Here is a 20336-nt window from a genome sequence, read left to right on the forward strand (position 1 = left end):
GACACTCAGCACCATCGCAATGAGCAGCGGCATCAAGGCTCTGAATGTCCCCATGATCGCGCGCATACAACGCTGCTGTCCCAGTCGATCATTGCGGTGCTGATCAGGTGCATTTCCATCTTCCACTGCACCTGGAGATGATCCAGAACGACGGTTCGAAGCGTCAGAGGTCGCCTTCACTGAGCGTTCCAAGATTGAAGGTCCTGCTCTGTGAGCGGCGACTGCTGATGCTGATTTTCTTGGAGTTCAACCTGCGACCATCGCTGCAGTCGGCAACAAAGAAGTAGTGTGTCGGCGCAGGGCCTGAGACAACCATCATCGTCAAGGAGAACTCACCCTCAACTTCCCTGGTATTCAGATGTTCCCCGGTCTCGATGGAGACCATCTGCAGCTGGCATGTGTCCTGGCGCTCGGCGATGACTGAGGATGCCGGCACTGTCCCTGAAACACGGATGATCATGTCCCCCCCACGGTGCTGCAACTGGCCAGCAACAGGGCTACCATTGTGGCAAGAAGCAACTTGTCCATTCGCCGCACTCCTCAGCCTGTCATCGCAGGCGATCCTTGAGGGACTGAGCCTCTCTTCAATCCACGTCCCCCCGCGCAAGCGCAGCGCGTTCAGGGAGAGAATGGTAGTCCGATATCCGACAGATTGAACAGTGCGCAGTGCGTCTCACGGAACGCGATGGCGTCCTTCCGACACAGCGCTGCCTCAGAACAACGAGCCCTGCGGCGATTCCTTGCGCGGCGGCAGCGGCTTCTGGAACCGGCTGCAATCCAGCTTCGGCCAATGGCTGTTCTGCGCATTGAAACCCAGTCGCTTGCGTGCCAGCTTGAAGCGGTTGTTCAACAGATCGGCATATACGCCCTGGCCACGCATGCGAGTGCCGAACTGGCTGTCGTAGTCCTTGCCGCCGCGCAGCTGCTGGATGGTGCTCATCACGTGTGCAGCGCGATCGGGATGATGGGTATCCAGCCAGTCGCGGAACAGCGGTGCTACTTCCAGCGGCAGACGCAGCAGCACGTAGCCAGCGGTGCTGGCGCCGGCGTCGTGTGCGGCCTCCAGTACGGCTTCCAGTTCGCTGTCGTTGATCCACGGAATCACCGGCGCCACCATCACCCCAACCGGAATACCTGCCTCATGCAGGCGCTTCATCGCGCGCAGCCGTGCGTGCGGTGCAGACGCACGTGGCTCCAGCTTTGCGGAAAGATGCGGATCCAGCGAGGTCACCGAGAAGTGCACGCTGACCAGGTTCTCCGCCGCCAGCGGCTCAAGCAGATCGATATCGCGCTCGACCAGCGCGTTCTTGGTGATCAGCGAGAATGGATGCTTCGTCTCCAGCATCACTTCAATCAGCTGGCGGGTCAGTTTGAACTTGCGCTCGATCGGTTGGTACGCATCGGTGTTGATGCCCAGCGCAATCGGTTGCGGCACGTAGCCCGGTTTCGAAAGTTCCTTGCGCAGCAGTTGCGGCGCATTGGTCTTAGCGAACAGCTTGGTTTCGAAGTCCAGGCCCGGCGACAGGTTCAGATAGGCATGCGAGGGACGTGCAAAGCAGTACGAGCAACCGTGCTCGCAGCCGCGATACGGATTGACCGATTGGCTGAAGCCAACGTCCGGTGAGTTGTTGCGGGTGATGATGCTGCGCGCGGTTTCGGCACGCACTTCGGTACGCAGGCGCGGAGCAAGGAATTCTTCGCTCTCGTCGACCGCCCAGCCGTCGTCCACCGCCTCGCTGACGGTGCTTTCAAAGCGCCCGGCAAGGTGGGACGTGGAACCTCGGCCCCTGATCGCAATACCCATTGCGGAAGCGTAGGCTGCGGCCGTCTCAATGGCTGCGACGGGCGCCTGAAGGGTTCAGGACTGTGCTGAGCCGAGCATGGGCTCGGCTCTACAGTTGATGCTGGGACCTTGTAGAGGCGAGCCTACGCTCGGCTGCAATGCATCAAAGCAGTGCCAGATACCCACGCACGGTGGCATCCAGCCCGTCGTACAGGGCCTCACCGATCAGCGCGTGGCCGATCGACACCTCCAGCACGTCCGGCACGTTGGCCAGAAAATCGCGCAGGTTGTCCTGCGACAGATCGTGCCCAGCATTGACGCCCAGGCCGACGGCCTGCGCTCGACGAGCAGCGGTGGCGAACAGCGCCAGCATCGCATCGGCATCGCCGGCCGCATGCGCTTCGGCGTAGGGCCCGGTATACAGCTCGATGCGGTCGGCACCGACCTCGGCCGCCTGCTCCAGCAACGGGTTGCCGGCATCGACGAACAGGCTGACCCGGCAGCCCATCGCCTTCAGCTCGCCCACCAGCGGGCGCAGGCGCTCGGCATCGCGCTCGAAGTCGAAGCCATGATCGGAAGTGATCTGGCCGTCGCCATCCGGTACCAGGGTGGCCTGCGCCGGGCGGGTCTGCGCGCACAAGGGCAGCAGGCCGGGGTAGCCCTCGCGGGGCGGTGCAAACGGGTTGCCTTCGATGTTGAATTCGACGCCACGGGCACGGGTCAGCGTGGACAGGGCCAGCACATCCTCGGCGGTGATGTGGCGACGGTCCGGCCGCGGGTGCACAGTGATGCCATGCGCGCCGGCATCCAGGCAGGCCTGGGCGGCACGCACCACGTCCGGTTCGGCACCGCCGCGCGAGTTGCGCAGGACGGCGATCTTGTTGACGTTGACGCTGAGCTGGGTCATGGAACGGAACTACTTGGAAAGAGGGGACGGATCGTGTTCTTCGGGGGCGGCATTGCGACGGGCCTGCGCCTGTTCGCGCAGGCGGCGCAGTTCCTCGGCATCGACCAGGGTAGCGGGGTCGCGCTGCAAATCGCCAAAGCGGGCCACGTAGCGACCGCGTACCCAGGCCAGCAGGAAGGCGAGGGCGGCCAGCAGGCACAGGGTCATCAACCCGGCATTGGGCGTCTTCAGGGCGAAGGCGAAACAGCCCAGCGCCAGCAGCAGGTACAACCAGTACATAGTCGGACTCCCCGGATGATCGCCGCAGTGTAGCGCTGCGTCAGAGCAGCGGCGAGGCCAGCCGTGCGAAGGCCTCGGGCAGGCGGTGCAGCCACAGCGAACGGCCGGCCTGGTCATTCACCCGGGTGGCACGGTCGAATTCGCCCTGCAGCAGCTCGGCCAGGGCAGCGACACGGTCGCGATCGCTGATCATCATCGACAGCTCGAAATTCAGCCGGAAGCTGCGGTGGTCGAAATTGGCGCTGCCGACGATGCAGACATCGTCATCGGCGATGAAGGCCTTGGTATGCAGCATGCGCGGTCCGTACTCGTAGATCTTCACCCCGGCGTGCAGCAGTTCGTCGAAGTAGGAGCGCGCGGCCTGGGTGACGAACCAGGAGTCGCTCATCTTCGGTACCAGCAGGCGCACGTCCAACCCGCCCAGCGCGGCCGAGGTCAACGCCATCCGCGCCGCTTCGCCCGGGACGAAGTAGGGCGTGACCAGCCATACCCGTTCGTGCGCTTCCTGGATGGCCGCCACGTGCAGGCGATGGATGGTCTCCCAGCCCGAATCCGGGCCGGACACCAGTACCTGGGCGTTGATCGGGCCATCGCCCCGCAGGGGCATGTCGGCTGGCCACAGGCGCGCGATATCCATCCGCGATGGATCCTGTCCACTGGCATACAGCCAGTCCTCGGCGAACACCAGCTGCAGGCTTCGCACCACGTGGCCACGGATGCGCATGTGCAGATCACGGTATGCATCGGTCCTGCGGCTTTCGTCCTCGTCGTCGGTGATGTTGATGCCACCGGTGAAGGCCAGGCGGCCATCGACGATCACCAGCTTGCGATGGGTACGCAGGTTCAACCATGGGCGCTTGAACGGCTTCAACAGCTGCCGTGGGTGGAACCAGATCGCTTCGCCACCGGCATCGAGCAGGGGTTGCAGGAAGCGCCGCGGCAGGGCGGATGAGCCCACCGCATCGAGCAGCAGGCGCACCTGCACGCCGGCCCGCGCACGTTCCACCAGCGCGTCGCGCAGCGCGGTGCCGGCATGGTCCGGGTTGAAGATGTAGTACTCCAGATGCACGTGATCGCGTGCCTGCGCGACAGCTTCAAGCAGCGCGGCGTAGGTGGCTGCGCCGTCCACCAGCCAGGTCACTTCGGTGGCACTGCTCGGTGCCAGCCCGGTGGTGGCCTGCGCGATCTTGGCCAGCTCGGTGCAGTCGGCATCGGGCGGGCAGACGTCGCTGTAATGCTCCATGCCCGAGCGCGCACGCCCACGACGCAGGCGCTGCCGCTTCACCTTCTGCGGGCCCAGCAGGTAGTAGATGAAGAGGCCGAGGTACGGCAGCAGCGCCAGCGACAGGATCCAGCTCAGCGTGGCGACCGGCTCGCGCTTCTGCAGCATGATCCAGCCCGCCAGCGCGAACAGGTACAGCAGATAGGCCACCGCCAGGATCGTGCCGAGGTGGGCGATGCCATCCAGCCAGTGGCGCAGGGAGTCGAAGAGGGCGAGCATCCGCCGATCATAACGGGCGCGTGCAGCCTGATGGGGTCAGATCCCTTTTCTGTGGAAAAGGGATCTGACCCCGACGGACAAAAAAAAAGACGCCCCTGTTTCCAGGGGCATCTGCAGTCGCGTCATGACTGTTGTATTGCGGTATTGCGTTTACTGCTGCACAAAACCGATCTTCTTCATCTGAGCGTTCTTCGCGGCGGCCAGGACCTTGGCCATCACGTCGTACTCGGAATCCGGGCTGGCGTCGATGCGCAGTTCCGGCTGGTTGGTCGGGTCACGCTGGACCTCCTGCTCCATCCGCTGCTGCAGCTCGCTCGCATTGATCGGGCTGTTGTTCCACGAGACCTGGTTGCTGGCGTCGATCTTCAACTCGATCGGCGGCGGCGGTTCGACCAGCTGCGGCGGTGGGTTGAGCACGCGCTGCGGCAGGTCCACGGCGATCGGGTACGTCATGATCGGCGCGGTCACGATGAAGATGATCAGCAGCACCAGCATCACGTCCACGAGGGGCGTGACGTTGATGTCTGCCATGGGGCCCTTGCCACCACCACTACTGAATGCCATGGCTTATTGCCCCTTTTCTTTGGTCGCAACGAAGCCGACGTCCAGCATGCCCTGTTCCTGCGCGATCTTGGTCATCTCGTTGATGACGCGCATCTTGGTGGTGCGGTCACCACGCAGGTTCAGCGGCGGCTGCGGGGTCTGCTGGGCGGCGGTCGCCAAGCGCGACTCGAGAGTCTGCTTGTTGATTTCTTCGTCGTTCCAGTAGATCGAGCCATCTTCCTTGACTGCCAGGGTGATGGGACCCTTGCGATCGTTGGTGTCGTCCGGCTTCTGGACCAGGTTGGCCTCCGGCAGATCCACCTTGACCTTGTGGGACATCAGGGGCGCCGTGATGATGAAGATGATCAGCAGCACCAGCATCACGTCCACGAGGGGCGTAACGTTGATGTCGGCCATGGGGCCGCCGCTGTTACCACTACTGAAAGCCATAACGGGCTCCGTCTAGATCTTGGTGACTACTTACTTCGTCGCAGGTACAGCGCGTCGCAATTAGCGGACGCGCGAACCGGTGGCGAAGAAGTCGTGCAGGTCGTGCGCGAAGGTATCGAACTTGCTGATGGTCGCGCTGTTGATCTTGCTGAAGAAGTTGAAGGCGAACACGGCCGGGATCGCGACGAACAGACCGATCGCGGTCATGATCAGCGCTTCACCCACCGGGCCGGCAACGGCGTCGATCGAAGCGGAGCCGGTGGCACCGATCTTGATCAGCGCGCCGTAGATGCCCCACACGGTACCCAGCAGACCGACGAACGGAGCGGTCGCACCGACGGTGGCCAGCAGGGTCATGCCCGACTGCAGCTTGTTGCTTTCGCGGGTCACGGCCTGGCGCAGGGCGCGGTCGACGAACTCCGAGCGGCTCAGGTTCTCACCCACGCCACCGGTGGCGCCGCCTTCAGCGCGCTGGTGGTGGGCAGCTGCCTGGGCAGCGTCCAGAGCGATCTTCGAGAACGGCTCCGAAGCCGGCTGCTCTTCCATCGCACGGATGGCGTCCTGCGCGTTCGGGGTATCCCAGAACAGGCTGACGACGCGATCAGCGGCGCTCTTCAGGCGGGTAGCACGGAAGATGTTGATGACGGTCCAGTACCAGGACATGGCCGACATCACGACCAGGGTCAGCAGCACGACCCAGGAGACCGCGAAATCACCCGGCTTGGTGGTCATTTCGTGGATCAGATGCTCGAAGCCCATCTGCGACAGGGCGTTGGACGGATTGCCCCCGGCAGCAGCGGCGATGAAAATTTCCTGCAGCATGACGCTTACCTTTGTTGTGTGTGGTGATAAAGGGTGTAGCTAAGCTAAACAATCGAACCAGGGGCGAGGGTGGCCAGCTGGCCACCCGGGCCGCATCAGTTCAGTGCAAAGTTGACCGGGACGCGGACGCGGCCAGCAGCCTTCTTACCGCCAGCTTCGGCGGCGTTGAAACGCCACTTCCGGGCAGCTTCCATCGCAGCACGGTCCAGGTCGCGGTTACGGCTGGACTTTTCCACCGTGACATTGGTGACGTTGCCGCTGGCATCGACATCAATGATCAGGATCACTTCGCCCTGGATACCAGCGCGGAAGGCTGCCGGCGGGTAGCGCGGCGGGTTCATGGCCTTCGACGAGATGTCCACGCTGGCCTCGATCGAGGTCGGCGGAGCCGGCGGCGACGGCGGCGACGGCGGGGTGACGATGTCGCTTGGGCGCGGCTCCGGCACGTCCACGACCGGCGCCTGCGGCGGCGGCGGAACCGGCGACGGCTTCGGCGGCGACAGGTTCTTCACCGGCGGCGGCGGAGTATCCGTCGGCGGCGGCGGCGGCGGCGGCGGGGGTGGCGGCGGCGGCGCGTCTACGATGGTCACCATGACGTTACGCTCCTTCTCAGCCACGGCCTTGGGAGCCACGGCGGGGATGAGGAGCATCATGAAGGCGGCCAGATGCAGGGCAATTACAAACGCGATGCCGACGATGCGAGGCCAGCTCAGCCCCTTGTCATCGGGTTGTTCGTACCGGTGAACGACTAGTTGTTCCGTCATGCGCCAAGAGCTCAATAGTGGGGCCGGGATGCCGGGGGCGGAATCCCTGATCAGCGGTGCATGACACCGCAGGAACCTCCAAGCTTATACCAATCCTGAGCGCCTGCGCATCAACTGTGCAGGCATTCAGGCGTTATTCCTACTTACTTCAGGTTGATGATTTTCTTGGCATCAGCCTGGTTCTTCACGCCCTTCGCCAGCGCCTGCTGGGCGGCCTGCCTGGCCTCGGGGACGCGACCTTCGGCATGCAGGACGCGTGCCAGGTTCAGGTAGGTCTCACCGTCCTTGGAAAGCGGGGCGGCCTTCTGCCACGCATCGATCGCCTGCGGCACCTGGTCGGAGTAGTAGTAGGACTGGGCCAGCGCCAGGTAGACCTGGTAGTCCGGCTTCAGGATGCCCTTCTGCAACCCTTCGTTGATGACCGCGATGACGTCCTTTTCCTTGTGCTCGGTATTGGCATAGATCGAGTACAGCTGCTTGTACTCGCGCTCTTCGGTGAGCTGGCCGCTGCTGCGCAGCTTGTCCATCACCGTGGCAGCCTTGTCCATCTGATCGGCCTGCATGTACATGTTGGCCAGGTTCAGCTGGGCCTTCTTGTCATTCGGATTCTTGGCGGCCAGCGCCTCGGCTTCCTTGACCGCTTCGCCGGACTGGCCGGCTTCGGACAGGGCCGCCATCAGCAGCTGGTTCCAGTTGTCCTTCGGCTCGGCGGAGCCGGCGATGGCCTGCTTCAGCACCGGGATCGCTTCCTGGTAGCGCTCCAGCTGGTACAGCGCCTGGCCCTTGGCAATCAGTTCTTCCGGCTTGGTGGACTTGCTCTCGGCGAAGTACTTGTCCAGGGTCGCCAGCCCTTCGGCGGTCTTGTCTTCCTGCAGCTCCAGCTGGCCGAGCATCAGCATCGACTGGAAGTGGCCGTTGTTGTCCAGGCCGTTGAACTGCAGGACCTGCTTCAGGTAGGCGACGGCAGCCGGGGTGTCGTCGGTCTGGTAGGCGGCCTGCGAGGCCAGCTGCGCGGCCAGCGACTTGTCGTACTCGTTCGCGGCGCTGTCAGCCAGGATTGCGTCGGCCTGGGTACGGGTCTCCGGGAACTTTTCCTTGTTGTAGCTGTCGATCATTTTCTGCAGCTTGCTGCCCATCTTGGCCGAGGCCTTGACCGACGGCTCCTGGCGGGTCGCGTTCGGGTACAGCGCCTCGGCCTTGGCCTGCTTGCTGCTGCCACCGCGGTTGCCGCGCTCGGAGGAACGCGAGGACTGCGCGAAGGCATCGGTGACCACGGCGCCGGTCAGGGCGGTCGCGACGAGGACGGAAAGCACTGCTTTGTGGTTACGGAAAATCATCGTTCACCTCGATCGAACCGCCGGTTAGCGGCAAAGTCGGACTGTCAGAAAAATCTGAGCCGCCAAACGTATCAGAAACAGATGGCGTGAGAAATCGTTTTATGTGCTGCAATACAGCATGAAACTGCGCACTCATCCGCACTTTGGCCGCAGCCCACCCGCCTGCGCCTGCTGATAGACCGGGGTCAGGCCCGGTGCATCGCGTCGCAGTTCCTGGATCCGGTTGGCCGGATCAGGGTGGGTGGACAGCCATTGTGGGCTACGACCGCCACTGGCGGCCATCATGTTCTGCCACAGATCGACGGCCTGCGCCGGGTTGAACCCCGCCTGCGCCATCAGCCGCTGGCCGATCACGTCGGCTTCGCTTTCCTGGGTGCGCGAACCTGGCAGCAGGAAAGCGGTCTGCGCACCCATGCCACCGAGCTGGTTGACCGTACTGGCGGCGCCTTCCCCGTAGGCGGCACCGGCCAGCGCACCGAGCACGGCCAGGCCGGTCTGTGCGCCCATCTGGCGGGTGATGCGTTCTTCGTGATGGCGGGCGATAACGTGGCCGATTTCATGGCCGATTACGGCAGCCAACTGATCCTGGTTCTTGGCCACGGTGAAGATGCCGGTGTTCACACCAACCTTGCCACCGGGCAGGGCGAAGGCGTTGGGCTCCTTGTCGACGAACACCGCCGTCTCCCACCGTACGCCACGGTATTGAGGCGGCAGCTGCGCGACAAGGGCGTTGACCACGCACTGCACATAGCCGTTCTGGCGGCCATCGGTGCTGATCTTTTCCTTCTGCTTGGTCTCGGCGAATGCCTGCGCACCGAGCTGGTCCAGCTGCGCCTGTGACACGCCACCGACCATCTGCCGACGGCCAGTGGGTGACGTCGTGGTCGCACAAGCACTGACCAACGTGGTGATGACAAGGGCCAGCAGCAGGTGTTTCATGGGTGCACCCCCGTGTTCATATGCGCAGTGTGTAGCGTAACGGCTTAATCTTTCGTCAAGCGGACACGGCGTTACGTTGATCCCAGGAACACCATAGCGGCAAGTGCAACAGCGTTGTTCAGTGCATGGGCTGTGATCGCCGCCCACAGCGTGCCGGTGCGCTGGTACAGCCAGCAGAACGCGGCGCCCATGCCGCCGTAGACCAGCCACAGCTGGGCCATGCCCAGCAGTGAATTCCTGCTCAGCCCTGGTACTTCGTGGACCAGCGCGAAGGCCAGGCTGCTGAGGATGACACCCAGCCAGGGACGGCCAGCCTGCCACAGGCGGCCGAACAGCACGCGGCGGAACAGCAGCTCCTCGTAGGCAGGCGCCAGCACGACTGCGAACAGCACCAGGAACAACGGGAAACGCGCGATCGCGTTCTGCATCAGTTCCACGTTGGTGGGCACCGGCGCGATGCCAAACTGTTTGGCCAGAAAGGCGATGCCGTTGCTGCCCAGCACGATCAACAGGGCCACCAGCACGGTCCAGCCCCAGGTCGAGGGCCGCCGCAGCGCCTGTCGTGAAGCCAGGCGTTCGGCCGCATTGGCCGGGCGTCGCCAGAAGTACAGGAGCAGGGCGGCTCCACCGGTGGCGATGAGGGCCATCAGGATCTGCGCCAGGGCCCCGGGCTGGCCGACGGCCGCTGTTGTTTCTGCCGGCGACAGGGCGCCGCCATTTGCCTGTGCATTGGCATAACCAACCACGATGGCGCGATAGAAGCCCCAGAGCAGGCCGGTGACCATGCTCAGGCCGAACAGGGTGACCGCGGCAATGCCCAGATCGATGAAGAAGCCCGCCAACGGGGAACCCGCGCGCGGCGCGACTGAGGCCGGCGGAACCGGGGGCGGGGCGGAAACCGGGGCGGAAGCGGACATCAGGTACCTGCGTTCAAGGGTCGAAAGCCGGTGCACCTCCCCGCGCACCGGCCATGATCCGATTGTGTCAGATATCCAGGTTTGCGACCTTCAGCGCGTTGTCTTCGATGAAATCGCGACGCGGTTCGACGACATCACCCATCAAGGTGCTGAATATCTGGTCAGCTGCGACGGCATCTTCGATACGCACCTGCAGCAGTCGGCGGGTCTCCGGATTCACCGTGGTGTCCCACAACTGCTCCGGATTCATTTCACCCAGACCCTTGAATCGCTGGATCTGACGGCCGCGCTTGGCCTCCTCGAGCAGCCAGTTCTGTGCCTTGGCGAACGTGTCCACTTCGATGGACTTGGCGCCACGGGAAATGATCGCGCCTTCGCGGACCAGGCCATGCAGCAGCGTCGACGCCTGGTGGATCGCACGCAGTTCACCGCTTTCGAAGGCCGACAGCGGCAGCACCTGGATGAGCTCTTCGCCCATGTGACGGCGGGTCACCAGCACGGCTGCCGGGCGCTGCTCGTTGGCTTCCTGCAGCTCCAGGGTGAAGCGCGGGCTGCCCAGGCTGCCCTGGTTGAGGCGCTTGGCCAGTGCATCCAGGCCTTCGCCTTCGCCAGCATTGCGCAGGCTGTCCATATCCATCGGCACGAAGTCGACCAGTGCTTCGAGCACGTTGCGGTCGTAGCGGTGCGCGTTGCGCTCGATCGAATCCTGCGCGGCGGCGTAGGTCAGCAGCAGCTTTTCCAGCGCCAGGCCTTCGATGCCCGGTTCACCGGTAGCCGGAACCAGCGCAGCGTTTTCCACCGCACTGCTGGCCAGGTAGCTGTCCAGCGCCGGGTCATCCTTCAGGTACAGCTCCTGCTTGCCCTGCTTGATCTTGTACAGCGGCGGCAGGCCGATGTAGACGTAACCACGCTCGATCAGCTCCGGCATCTGACGGTAGAAGAACGTCAGCAGCAGCGTGCGGATATGGGCGCCGTCAACGTCGGCGTCGGTCATGATGATGATCTTGTGGTAGCGCAGCTTGTCCGGGTTGTACTCGTCACGGCCAATGCCGGTACCCAGCGCGGTGATCAGCGTACCGACCTGGTCCGAGGCCAGCATGCGGTCGAAGCGCGCGCGTTCCACGTTGAGGATCTTGCCGCGCAACGGCAGCACCGCCTGGTTCTTGCGGTTGCGGCCCTGCTTGGCCGAGCCACCTGCCGAGTCACCCTCGACGATGAACAGTTCGGACAGTGCCGGATCCTTTTCCTGGCAGTCGGCCAGCTTGCCCGGCAGGCCGGCGATGTCCAGCGCGCCCTTGCGGCGGGTCAGGTCGCGGGCCTTGCGCGCGGCTTCACGGGCACGCGCGGCGTCGACGATCTTGCCCGCGATCGCCTTGGCTTCGTTCGGGTTTTCCTGCAGGAACTCTTCCAGCCGCGCGCCGAAGGCGTTTTCCACGGCGGGGCGCACGTCGGAGCTGACCAGCTTTTCCTTGGTCTGGCTGGAGAAACTGGGATCGGGCACCTTCACCGACAGCACCGCGATCATGCCTTCGCGCATGTCGTCGCCGGTCAGGTTGATCTTGGCCTGCTTGGCGATGCCGTTCTGCTCGATGTAGTTGTTGAGCACACGGGTCAGCGCGCCACGGAAGCCGGCCAGGTGGGTACCACCGTCCTTCTGCGGGATGTTGTTGGTGAAGCAGTACATCGTCTCCTGGTAGGAGTCGGTCCACTGCAGCGCCACATCCACCACGATGTTGTTGTGCTCGCCGGTGACCGAGATGACATTCGGGTGCAGCGGGGTCTTCAGCTGGGCCAGATGCTCGACGAAGCTGCGGATGCCGCCTTCGTAGTGGAAGTCATCGCGACGGCCATCACCACGCTCGTCGGCCAGCACGATCTTGACGCCGGAATTCAGGAACGACAGCTCACGCAGGCGACGGGCCAGGATGTCGTAGTGGTATTCCACGTTGTCGTGGAACGCCACGGTCGAGGGCCAGAAGCGCACGGTGGTGCCGCGCTTGGTGGTGCTCTCCAGCTTTGCCAGCGGGGTGACCGCGGCGCCGTTGCTGAATTCCTGCTGGTAGTGGAAACCGCCCTGGAACACGTCCACCAGCAGCTTCTGCGACAGCGCGTTGACCACGCTGACGCCGACGCCATGCAGGCCGCCGGAAACCTTGTAGCTGTTGTCGTCGAACTTGCCGCCTGCGTGCAGGACGGTCATCACCACTTCGGCAGCGGACACTTCCCGGCCAAGCTTGGCGCTCATCTGCTCGTGCTTGCCCGTCGGAATGCCGCGACCGTTGTCGGACACCGAAACCGAGCCGTCGGCGTGGATCGTCACCGCCACGTGGTCGGCATGGCCGGCGAGGGCTTCGTCGATGGAGTTGTCGACCACCTCGAACACCATGTGGTGCAGGCCGGTGCCGTCATGGACGTCACCGATGTACATGCCTGGGCGCTTGCGGACAGCCTCCAGGCCTTCCAGGGCCGTAATGCTGTTGGCGTCGTAGTTGCCGTTGTTTGCCGGGGTGTTCTGTTCGTCGCTCATTGCGCTTGCCGTAGGCTCCGCAGGTCGGGCACCGCTTTGGGCGATGCGCCGAGAATGAAAGGATTCCAACCCGAATTATACCAGCCGGGGTCGAGCGGCCCTGTTGTGCCCACTATGGCACAGCCACGATCTGTGCATGTTCCACGTGGAACCGGGCGATGTGGGTCAGTTCCTGCAGCGCCACCGGGGTTTCGGTAGCGGTGACGAAAATCTGGGCCGGCCCGCCAAGCAGCCGCTCCAGTACCCGTGCCTGGTGGGTGCGATCCAGCTCCGAGGCCAGATCATCCAGGGCGATGACCGGCCACTCCCCGCGCTGTTCCGCATAGTCTTCGGCCTGGGCCAGCAGGCAGGCCAGGGCTGTCAGCTTGGCCTGGCCACGGGACAGCGCATCACGGCCAGGAATACTGTGGAAGTCCACGCTCCAGTCCGCCCGGTGCGGCCCAACCGAGGTATAGCCCGCTTGGCGGTCGCGTTCGCGGGCCAGCAGCAGCGCATCGGCCAACGGCAACTCGTGGCGACGCCAGCCCGGACTCAGTTCCATCGCTTGGATACCCAGCTGGGGAGCCAGTTCCGCCGCAAGTGCCACGGTTCGTTGCTGCAGCCGTTCCAGATAGTGCTGGCGGCGGCTGGTCAGCGGTTCGCCTGCCTCGGCCAGCTCGTGGTCCCAGGTATCCAGCATCCGCGAAGGCCCGCCCTGTTTGAGCAGTGCATTGCGTTGCTTGAGCGCCCGGGAGTAGCGGCGCCACAGGGATAGAAAATCCGGTTCCACGTGGAACAAGCCCCAATCGAGGAACCGGCGGCGGGGTTCGCCGCCCCCGCTGACCAGTGCGTGGCTGCCTGGTTCAAAGGTCACCACCGCCAAGGCAGCACAGAGGTTGCCGAGCTGGGCAACGTCTTCGCCATCCAATCGTCCCTTCCAGTCCTGGCCACTGTGGCGCAGACCGGCCTTTCGCCGATGAGGAGGGTGGCTGGCGCGCTGTTCATCCCATTCCACGAAGATCTCCAACGCTTCCTGCCCCTGGCGGACCAGGCCATCACGTACCCGGCCGCGGAAACTGCGCCCATAGGCCATCAGGTGCAGGGCCTCAAGAATGCTGGTCTTGCCGGCGCCATTGTCTCCGGTCAGCAGGTTCAAGCCCGGCTGCGGAGAGAGGTCCACCGCATTGAAGCGACGCAGTTGGTGCAGGGCGAGGCGGCGGATCTGCATGGGGCGCGAAGGACCATCCGCACAGGGCGGTAGAGGAGCGGGGAATCCATCAGCTTACTGCATCGGTCAAGCCCAGCGGCTGCAGCTGGATGCTTGGCACACAGGACACCGTTGGCGCTGACCCAATGCTGGGTTCCACGTGGACAACGGTTGCCGTAGCGGCGATGCCAAGGCCCGCACCCAGCGAAAAATCCTTCAAATCTGTGCGCCGTGGCAGGGGGTTGACCCGCAGTTTTCAACGATTTCAGTGCCACTTACAGGATCTTCAGCAGCCAGCACCAGCCGCCACCGGATCTACACCTGCAGATTCCTTGAAATCCGGGAAGCCCTGGCCCGCGAGGTTCCACAGATTTCAAAGAAATTCGCATTGCCGTTTCACGCTATCCACAGCAGGACTGTATGACTTATACACAAGGTATGGGCAATCTGTGGATAAAAAAGGCCTTCAGCGCTCAGTTCGAAACTATCCACAGGTTCCCCCCCAGCCCCAGGGCCCGCTATACAGGGGGTTTCAGGCCAACAAATCTCTTTTAAATCATAAAGATAGGCTGTTTTTCCACGAAATCTGGCCCTACCATCACCACCATGCTTTAGATTTATACCCAGATTTAGAAGCTTGGCAGGGCCCGAATCTCCCGGAATCAACCCTGTGGACAGTCGCGTCAGCAGGCACTGCAGATCGATCGTTGAGCCATACCCAAATCGTCGCGACTTCCACTTTCTTGGAAGCGCTCCCTCGATCTGCGGATTCACCCGCACAACTCGCCCTCGACATGATCGCAATTGCGTTGGAAGCAGGCCTCGAGGTGAGTGAAGCTCTTCGTCAATGCAGGCAGCACTTCACGCCACGAGTGATCGAAGAGAAGCGGAGCATCTGAAAGAACCAGCGGGCATGACTCAGCTCCGCAAAGATCCAGGTGACGATGCTCCACGTGGAACAAAAAAAACGCCCGGGAAGATCCCGGGCGTCGTTCGGTTCCACGTGAAACAGCGCTGATGTCAGAGACGCAGCGGCATCACCACGTGGCGCGACTTCTCGCTGCTGGATTCACGCACCAGCGCCGAGGAGTTGGAATCGCGCAGCTGGATGATGACTTCCTCGTCGCGCAGGGCGGACAGGGCATCCAGCAAGTAGTTCACGTTGAAGCCGATGGCCAGGTCGCTGACGGTGGTGTCCGCTTCGATCTCTTCCTGGGCCTCTTCCTGCTCCGGGTTGTGCGCGCTGATCTTGAGGTTGCCCGGCGAGACTTCCACGCGAATACCGCGGTACTTTTCGTTGGACAGGATCGCCGCACGCTGCAACGACGCACGCAGCGACTCACGGTTCACCTTGACCTCGCGATCGGCGCCGATCGGGATCACTGCTTCGTAGTCCGGGAAGCGGCCATCGATCAACTTTGAGGTAAAGGTGACATCGTCGCGCTTGACGCGCACGTGGCTGCGACCGACTTCCAGCTCGATCTCGCGGTCGCCGCTTTCCAGCAGGCGTTGCAATTCGGTCACGCCCTTGCGCGGCACGATGATCTGGCGCTTGGAACCGCTGGGCTTGGCCAGATCGGTTTCGCACAGGGCCAGGCGATGACCGTCAGTGGCAACCGTACGCAGCGCATCGCCACGCAGGTCGAACAGCAGGCCATTGAGGTAGTAGCGCACGTCCTGCTGGGCCATCGCGAACGCAGTGCGTTCGATCAGCTCCTTCAGGGTCGCTTCGCCGATCGCAACGCGCTCGGTCGCTTCCACTTCATCCACCGACGGGAAGTCGTTGGAGGGCAGGGTAGCGAGCGTGAAGCGGCTGCGGCCTGCCTGCACGGTGATCTTGTCACCGGTCTGCGAGACGGTGATCCGGCTGCCATCGGGCAGGGCGCGGATGATCTCAAACAGCTTGCGGGCTGGGATCGTGGTTTCGCCGTCCTGCGCATCTTCAACCGCGATCCGCGACACCATTTCGACTTCCAGATCGGTACCGGTCAGCGACAGCTGGCCGTTCTGCACCTGGACCAGGAAATTGGCCAGAACCGGAAGGGTCTGGCGGCGTTCGACCACGTTGACGACCTGTGCCAACGGCTTGAGAAAGGCTTCGCGCTGCAGTGTGAAACGCATGTGGTTCCGTGCCCCTATGCTTTAAAAAGATGTGGAATAAATCAAAAGCTTGGTGGTGATGGTAGAGCCAGAATCGCTGGAAAACACAGCTAAGTCTTTGTAATAAAAGAAGTTTCAGGCCTCGAAACCCTCTGCACTACCAGCCCCCAAGGGGTGGGGAAAGCTGTGGATAAATTTACCGCGAAATCGAACGGCTTTTTTATCCACACCCTGTCCCGCGCTTGCTACCGGATTTTGCACCGTTTTATGCGATGACGCCTTATCGGCGGACGTGCATCATTCGCTCAGCTTCCGGATCAGCTTGTCCCAGTCCTCGCGGAGCTTGCCGTCGGCCTCCATCAGGGTGCGGATCTGCCGGCAGGCATGCAGCACCGTGGTGTGGTCGCGACCGGCGAAGGCGTCGCCGATCTCGGGCAAGCTGTGTTCGGTCAGCTCCTTGGTCAGGGCCATGGCGACCTGGCGCGGACGAGCCAGCGAACGGGTCCGGCGCTTGGACAGCAGATCCTTGATCTGCAGGCCGTAGTAGTCGGCAACCGTTTTCTGGATGTTGGGAATGCTGATCGCCTGCTGCTGGGCGCGCAGCAGATCGCGCAGGGTTTCCTGGGCGAATTCGGTGGTGATCGCACGGCCGGTGAAATTGGCACGGGCAGTCAGGGTATTCAGCGCGCCCTCGAGGTCGCGCACGTTGGAGCGCATCTTCTTGGCGATCAGGAACGCAACATCATCGGGAATCTCGGCACCGCGTTCGCGCGCCTTGGCCAGCACGATCGCGGCGCGGGTCTCGAAGTCCGGCGGTTCGATCGCGACCGACAGGCCCCAGGCAAGCCGCGACTTCAGGCGCGCTTCCAGGCCTTCGACTTCGCGCGGATAGCGGTCGCAGGTGAGGATGATCTGCTGCTTGCCATCGAACAACGCGTTGAAGGTGTGGAAGAACTCTTCCTGGGTGCGGTCCTTGCCGGCGAAGAACTGGATGTCATCGATCAGCAGCGCGTCCACCTGCTGGAACTGCCGCTTGAACTGATCCATGGTCTTTTCCTGCAGGGCCCGGATCATCGCGCTGAAGAACTGTTCCGAGCGCAGGTACAGCACCTTCGCCCCCGGGTTGGCCTGGCGCATGGCGTTGCCGGCGGCGAACATCAGGTGGGTCTTGCCCAGGCCGGTGCCTCCGTACAGCAGCAGCGGATTGTGCGCACGGTCGCCCGGCTTCTGCGCCGCCTGGAAGGCAGCGGCCAGGCCCAGCTGGTTGCTGCGGCCTTCGACGAAGTTGGCGAAGGTGTAGTGATTGTCCAGGTTGCCGGCGAACGGCACCTGCGGTTCGCTGGAAGCATGTCCCGACGGCGTGGAAACCGGCGCGTTCTGCGCCTCCACCGGCCGCGGGCGCGAGCCGATTTCAAGAAAAACGTCGCTGAAACCGGCGAAGTGGGCCAGCAGTTCGCGGATCCGGGCCAGGTACAGTTCGCGTACCTGGTCGACGATGAAGGCATTCGGTGCATACAGCACCAGGCTGTCCACGCGCAGATCGGCCTGCAGTGGCTTCAACCAGGTGTGAACGTCTTCCGGCGGGAACTCCGCTTCGAGGCGCTCGAGACTACGGGACCAGGCATCCATCAGCAATAATCGTCCGGTGGCCGGGGCATGGACGCGACAAGGCGCCCAAACACAGGCCGGAAAGGGGGGAAATGGATGGCTCAGACTACCACCGAGCGCAGGGCTTCGGAATGCTTGTCCCCTACTTATTCACAAAAACATCCACAGCTATTGCACAGGCCGGTGAATTCGCGTAGCTCCAAGGGGTTGACGCGGGGTGGGGTACCTCTCTAAAATTTCCGGTTCTTTCCGTCCCATTCATACGAGAGGCCCACATGGCCACCAAGCGCACCTTCCAGCCCAGCAACCTCAAGCGTAAGCGCGACCACGGCTTCCGTGCCCGTATGAAGACCGCTGACGGCCGCAAGATCCTGTCGCGTCGCCGCGCCAAGGGCCGCAAAGTCCTGAGCGCCTGATTGCCATGCCGCATCCAGCGGCAGACGCAATCCATTCGACAGTGAATACTGCAGACCCGCGCAAGCGATTCCCTCGCTCTGCGCGGGTTCGCACGCGTGCCGAATATTCAACGGTCTTCAACGGCGCCCGCCGTGTGTCCGATCCGCTGATGACCCTGCACTGGCTGCCGGCTGACCGGCCGGCCAGGCTGGGTCTGGCGGTTTCCCGCAAGGTCGATCCGCACGCCGTTGGGCGTAACCGGATCAAGCGCGTCCTGCGCGACGCCTTGCGTCAGACACGAACCGATATGCAGCCAGGCGACTTCGTCGTCGTGGCTCGTAGTGCTGCGCGTAACGCCAGCAACGACGATATCCGCCAGGCCTTCCTGCGCCTGTTGCGGCGCCTGCGTGCATTGCCCACGCCGGGCGTGGACGGCACAATGCCGCCGCCTGATGGCATCGCAACTCCCTCTTTGACCGAGCCGGCACCGCGTTCCGGCATCGCTGAGCCTGCCCGCTGATGAACCAGACCCGCGTATTCCTTATTTTTGCCTGGCTGATGGTGGCCGTGCTGCTGTGGATGGAGTGGAGCCGCGAAAAGGCTGCCCCGACTCCGGCACCGGCGACCACGTCGGCTCCGGCCGCTGCACAGAATGTTCCGGGCGCGACCCCGGGTAGCATCCCCAGCGCGCAGGTTCCCGGTGCCCCGGGTCAGGCCGCAGTACAGGCCCAGGCCAGCGCCACCCCGTCCGCACAGACCGTGACCGTCACCACCGACGTGCTGCGCCTGAAGCTCGATGGCGGCCGCGTGCTCGACGCCGAACTGCTGCAGTTCCCGCAGAGCAAGGACGAAGGCAGCCCGCCGGTGCGCCTGCTGACCGAAGATCCCGCGCATCCGTACAGCGCGATCAGCGGCTGGGCCAGTGAAGACAAGAACACCCCCGTCCCCGGCGCTGACGGCTTCAAGCTGGTCGGCGACACCAAGGACTTCGTGTTGGCCAAGGGCCAGAACGAACTGCAGATCCCGTTCGTGTGGACCGCCGACAACGGCGTGACCATCAAGCGCACCCTGACCGTCTCCCGCAACGAATACGCCGTTCGCTTCAAGGACGAGGTCAGCAACACCGGCGCCGCGCCGTGGAACGGCTACGTCTACCGCACACTGGACCGCAGCCCGACCATCCTGTCGCGGAGCATGACCAACCCGGACTCCTTCAGCTTCAACGGCGCCACCTGGTACGACAACGACAAGAAGTACCAGCGTCGTGCGTTCAAGGACTACCTGGAAGACGGCACGCTGAACCAGAACATCACCGGCGGCTGGCTGGCGATGCTGCAGCACCACTTCTTCACCGCCTGGATCCCGCAGAAGGACCAGACCGCACACTACGTGCTGTCGCAGGTGGCCGGTCGTGACCTGATCGAAGCGCGTGGCCCGGCCTTCACCGTGGCCCCGGGCCAGTCCACCAGCACCGAAGCCCGCCTGTGGGTCGGCCCGAAGCTGGTCAACCTGATCGCCAAGGAAGACGTGCCGGGCCTGGACCGCGTGGTCGACTACAGCCGCTTCTCGATGATGGCGGTGATCGGCCAGGGCCTGTTCTGGGTGCTGAACCAGGTGCACAAGCTGGTTGGCAACTGGGGCTGGGCGATCGTCGGCCTGGTGGTGCTGCTGAAGCTGGTGCTGTACCCGCTGTCGGCGACCCAGTACAAGAGTGGCGCCAAGATGCGTCGCTTCCAGCCGCGCATCGCGCAGTTGAAGGAACGCTATGGCGATGACCGCCAGAAGTTCCAGACCGCGATGATGGAGCTGTACAAGAAGGAAAAGATCAATCCGATGGGCGGCTGCCTGCCGATCCTCATCCAGATGCCGATCTTCTTCGCGCTGTACTGGGTGCTGGTGGAATCGGTCGAACTGCGCCAGGCGCCCTGGTTCGGCTGGATCCAGGACCTGACCGCACGCGACCCGTACTTCATCCTGCCGGTGATCAACGTGGCGGTGATGTGGTTCACCCAGAAGCTGACCCCGGCACCGGGCATGGACCCGATGCAGCAGAAGATGATGCAGTTCATGCCGCTGGTGTTCGGCGTCATGATGGCCTTCATGCCGTCCGGCCTGGTCCTGTACTGGGTGGTCAACGGCGGCCTGGGCCTGCTGCAGCAGTGGTGGATGACCAAGCGCCACGGTGGCGAGCCGGTTCCGGCCACCACCGCACCGGCCCCGGTCAAAAAGAAGTAATCGGTAGAGCCGGCCGCTGGCCGGCTGACCTCAGCAAAAGCC

The 20336-nt window shown here is 63.4% G+C and carries 19 protein-coding genes; 3 read left to right on the forward strand and 16 right to left on the reverse strand.

Annotation, left to right across the window (positions count from 1 at the left end; all coding sequences use genetic code 11):
* Positions 1-163 precede the first annotated feature (163 nt).
* From AC07M7_RS11455 to dnaA, 16 genes are all read right to left on the reverse strand, one after another.
* The gene (locus AC07M7_RS11455; RefSeq protein ID WP_241877585.1) at positions 164-460 is read right to left on the reverse strand and encodes a hypothetical protein; all 297 of its coding nucleotides are present in this window, start codon (positions 458-460) and stop codon (positions 164-166) included.
* Between the two features lie 252 nt (positions 461-712).
* Positions 713-1804, reverse strand: coding sequence for a PA0069 family radical SAM protein (locus AC07M7_RS11460; protein WP_495207425.1), 1092 nt, complete (start codon positions 1802-1804; stop codon positions 713-715).
* A 142-nt stretch (positions 1805-1946) separates the two neighbouring features.
* Positions 1947-2690, reverse strand: a complete 744-nt coding sequence (locus AC07M7_RS11465) for a pyridoxine 5'-phosphate synthase (protein WP_495207426.1) — start codon at positions 2688-2690, stop codon at positions 1947-1949.
* 9 nt (positions 2691-2699) lie between these two features.
* The gene (locus AC07M7_RS11470) at positions 2700-2969 is read right to left on the reverse strand and encodes a hypothetical protein (RefSeq protein WP_241877569.1); all 270 of its coding nucleotides are present in this window, start codon (positions 2967-2969) and stop codon (positions 2700-2702) included.
* Between the two features lie 40 nt (positions 2970-3009).
* Entirely contained in the window at positions 3010-4470 is a 1461-nt protein-coding gene (gene cls, locus AC07M7_RS11475; RefSeq protein ID WP_495207427.1) for a cardiolipin synthase, read from the reverse strand.
* A gap of 150 nt (positions 4471-4620) precedes the next feature.
* Complete coding sequence (locus AC07M7_RS11480; RefSeq protein WP_004132666.1) at positions 4621-5034, reverse strand: ExbD/TolR family protein; 414 nt, start codon at positions 5032-5034, stop codon at positions 4621-4623.
* Between the two features lie 3 nt (positions 5035-5037).
* Positions 5038-5463 carry an ExbD/TolR family protein gene (locus AC07M7_RS11485; RefSeq protein WP_012509603.1) on the reverse strand — a complete coding sequence of 142 codons (426 nt, stop codon included), beginning with the start codon at positions 5461-5463 and terminating at the stop codon, positions 5038-5040.
* 60 nt (positions 5464-5523) lie between these two features.
* A complete protein-coding gene (gene exbB, locus AC07M7_RS11490; RefSeq protein ID WP_004132614.1) occupies positions 5524-6285 on the reverse strand; it encodes a TonB-system energizer ExbB in 762 nt (253 codons plus the stop codon).
* A 95-nt stretch (positions 6286-6380) separates the two neighbouring features.
* Complete coding sequence (locus AC07M7_RS11495) at positions 6381-7049, reverse strand: energy transducer TonB (RefSeq protein ID WP_012509602.1); 669 nt, start codon at positions 7047-7049, stop codon at positions 6381-6383.
* 143 nt (positions 7050-7192) lie between these two features.
* Positions 7193-8386 (reverse strand): tetratricopeptide repeat protein, encoded by a 1194-nt coding sequence (locus tag AC07M7_RS11500; protein ID WP_046983847.1) that lies wholly within the window; start codon positions 8384-8386, stop codon positions 7193-7195.
* A gap of 132 nt (positions 8387-8518) precedes the next feature.
* Positions 8519-9325: a M48 family metallopeptidase gene (locus tag AC07M7_RS11505; RefSeq protein ID WP_046983846.1), complete on the reverse strand. Its 807-nt coding sequence runs from the start codon at positions 9323-9325 to the stop codon at positions 8519-8521.
* Positions 9326-9396: 71 nt separating this feature from the next.
* Positions 9397-10242 (reverse strand): CPBP family intramembrane glutamic endopeptidase, encoded by an 846-nt coding sequence (locus AC07M7_RS11510; RefSeq protein WP_495207428.1) that lies wholly within the window; start codon positions 10240-10242, stop codon positions 9397-9399.
* 67 nt (positions 10243-10309) lie between these two features.
* On the reverse strand, positions 10310-12769 hold the full coding sequence (gene gyrB, locus AC07M7_RS11515; protein WP_253077912.1) for a DNA topoisomerase (ATP-hydrolyzing) subunit B: 2460 nt from the start codon (positions 12767-12769) through the stop codon (positions 10310-10312).
* A gap of 112 nt (positions 12770-12881) precedes the next feature.
* Positions 12882-13976 carry a DNA replication/repair protein RecF gene (gene recF / locus AC07M7_RS11520; protein WP_295381836.1) on the reverse strand — a complete coding sequence of 365 codons (1095 nt, stop codon included), beginning with the start codon at positions 13974-13976 and terminating at the stop codon, positions 12882-12884.
* Positions 13977-14975: 999 nt separating this feature from the next.
* Entirely contained in the window at positions 14976-16076 is a 1101-nt protein-coding gene (dnaN, locus tag AC07M7_RS11525) for a DNA polymerase III subunit beta (protein WP_006404569.1), read from the reverse strand.
* Positions 16077-16352: 276 nt separating this feature from the next.
* Positions 16353-17684 (reverse strand): chromosomal replication initiator protein DnaA, encoded by a 1332-nt coding sequence (dnaA, locus tag AC07M7_RS11530; RefSeq protein WP_046983842.1) that lies wholly within the window; start codon positions 17682-17684, stop codon positions 16353-16355.
* A gap of 254 nt (positions 17685-17938) precedes the next feature.
* Between dnaA and rpmH the strand changes: the two genes are divergently transcribed.
* Genes rpmH through yidC form a run of 3 tightly spaced genes read left to right on the forward strand, consistent with a single transcriptional unit; the run spans position 17939 to position 20294 of the window.
* Complete coding sequence (gene rpmH / locus AC07M7_RS11535) at positions 17939-18079, forward strand: 50S ribosomal protein L34 (protein WP_006404565.1); 141 nt, start codon at positions 17939-17941, stop codon at positions 18077-18079.
* Between the two features lie 5 nt (positions 18080-18084).
* Positions 18085-18579 carry a ribonuclease P protein component gene (rnpA, locus tag AC07M7_RS11540; RefSeq protein WP_495207429.1) on the forward strand — a complete coding sequence of 165 codons (495 nt, stop codon included), beginning with the start codon at positions 18085-18087 and terminating at the stop codon, positions 18577-18579.
* The gene (yidC, locus tag AC07M7_RS11545) at positions 18579-20294 is read left to right on the forward strand and encodes a membrane protein insertase YidC (protein ID WP_046983841.1); all 1716 of its coding nucleotides are present in this window, start codon (positions 18579-18581) and stop codon (positions 20292-20294) included. Before rnpA ends, yidC begins: the two co-directional genes overlap by 1 nt.
* Positions 20295-20336 lie beyond the last annotated feature (42 nt).

The sequence above is a fragment of the Stenotrophomonas sp. GW821-FHT09E08 genome, from assembly GCF_059416125.1.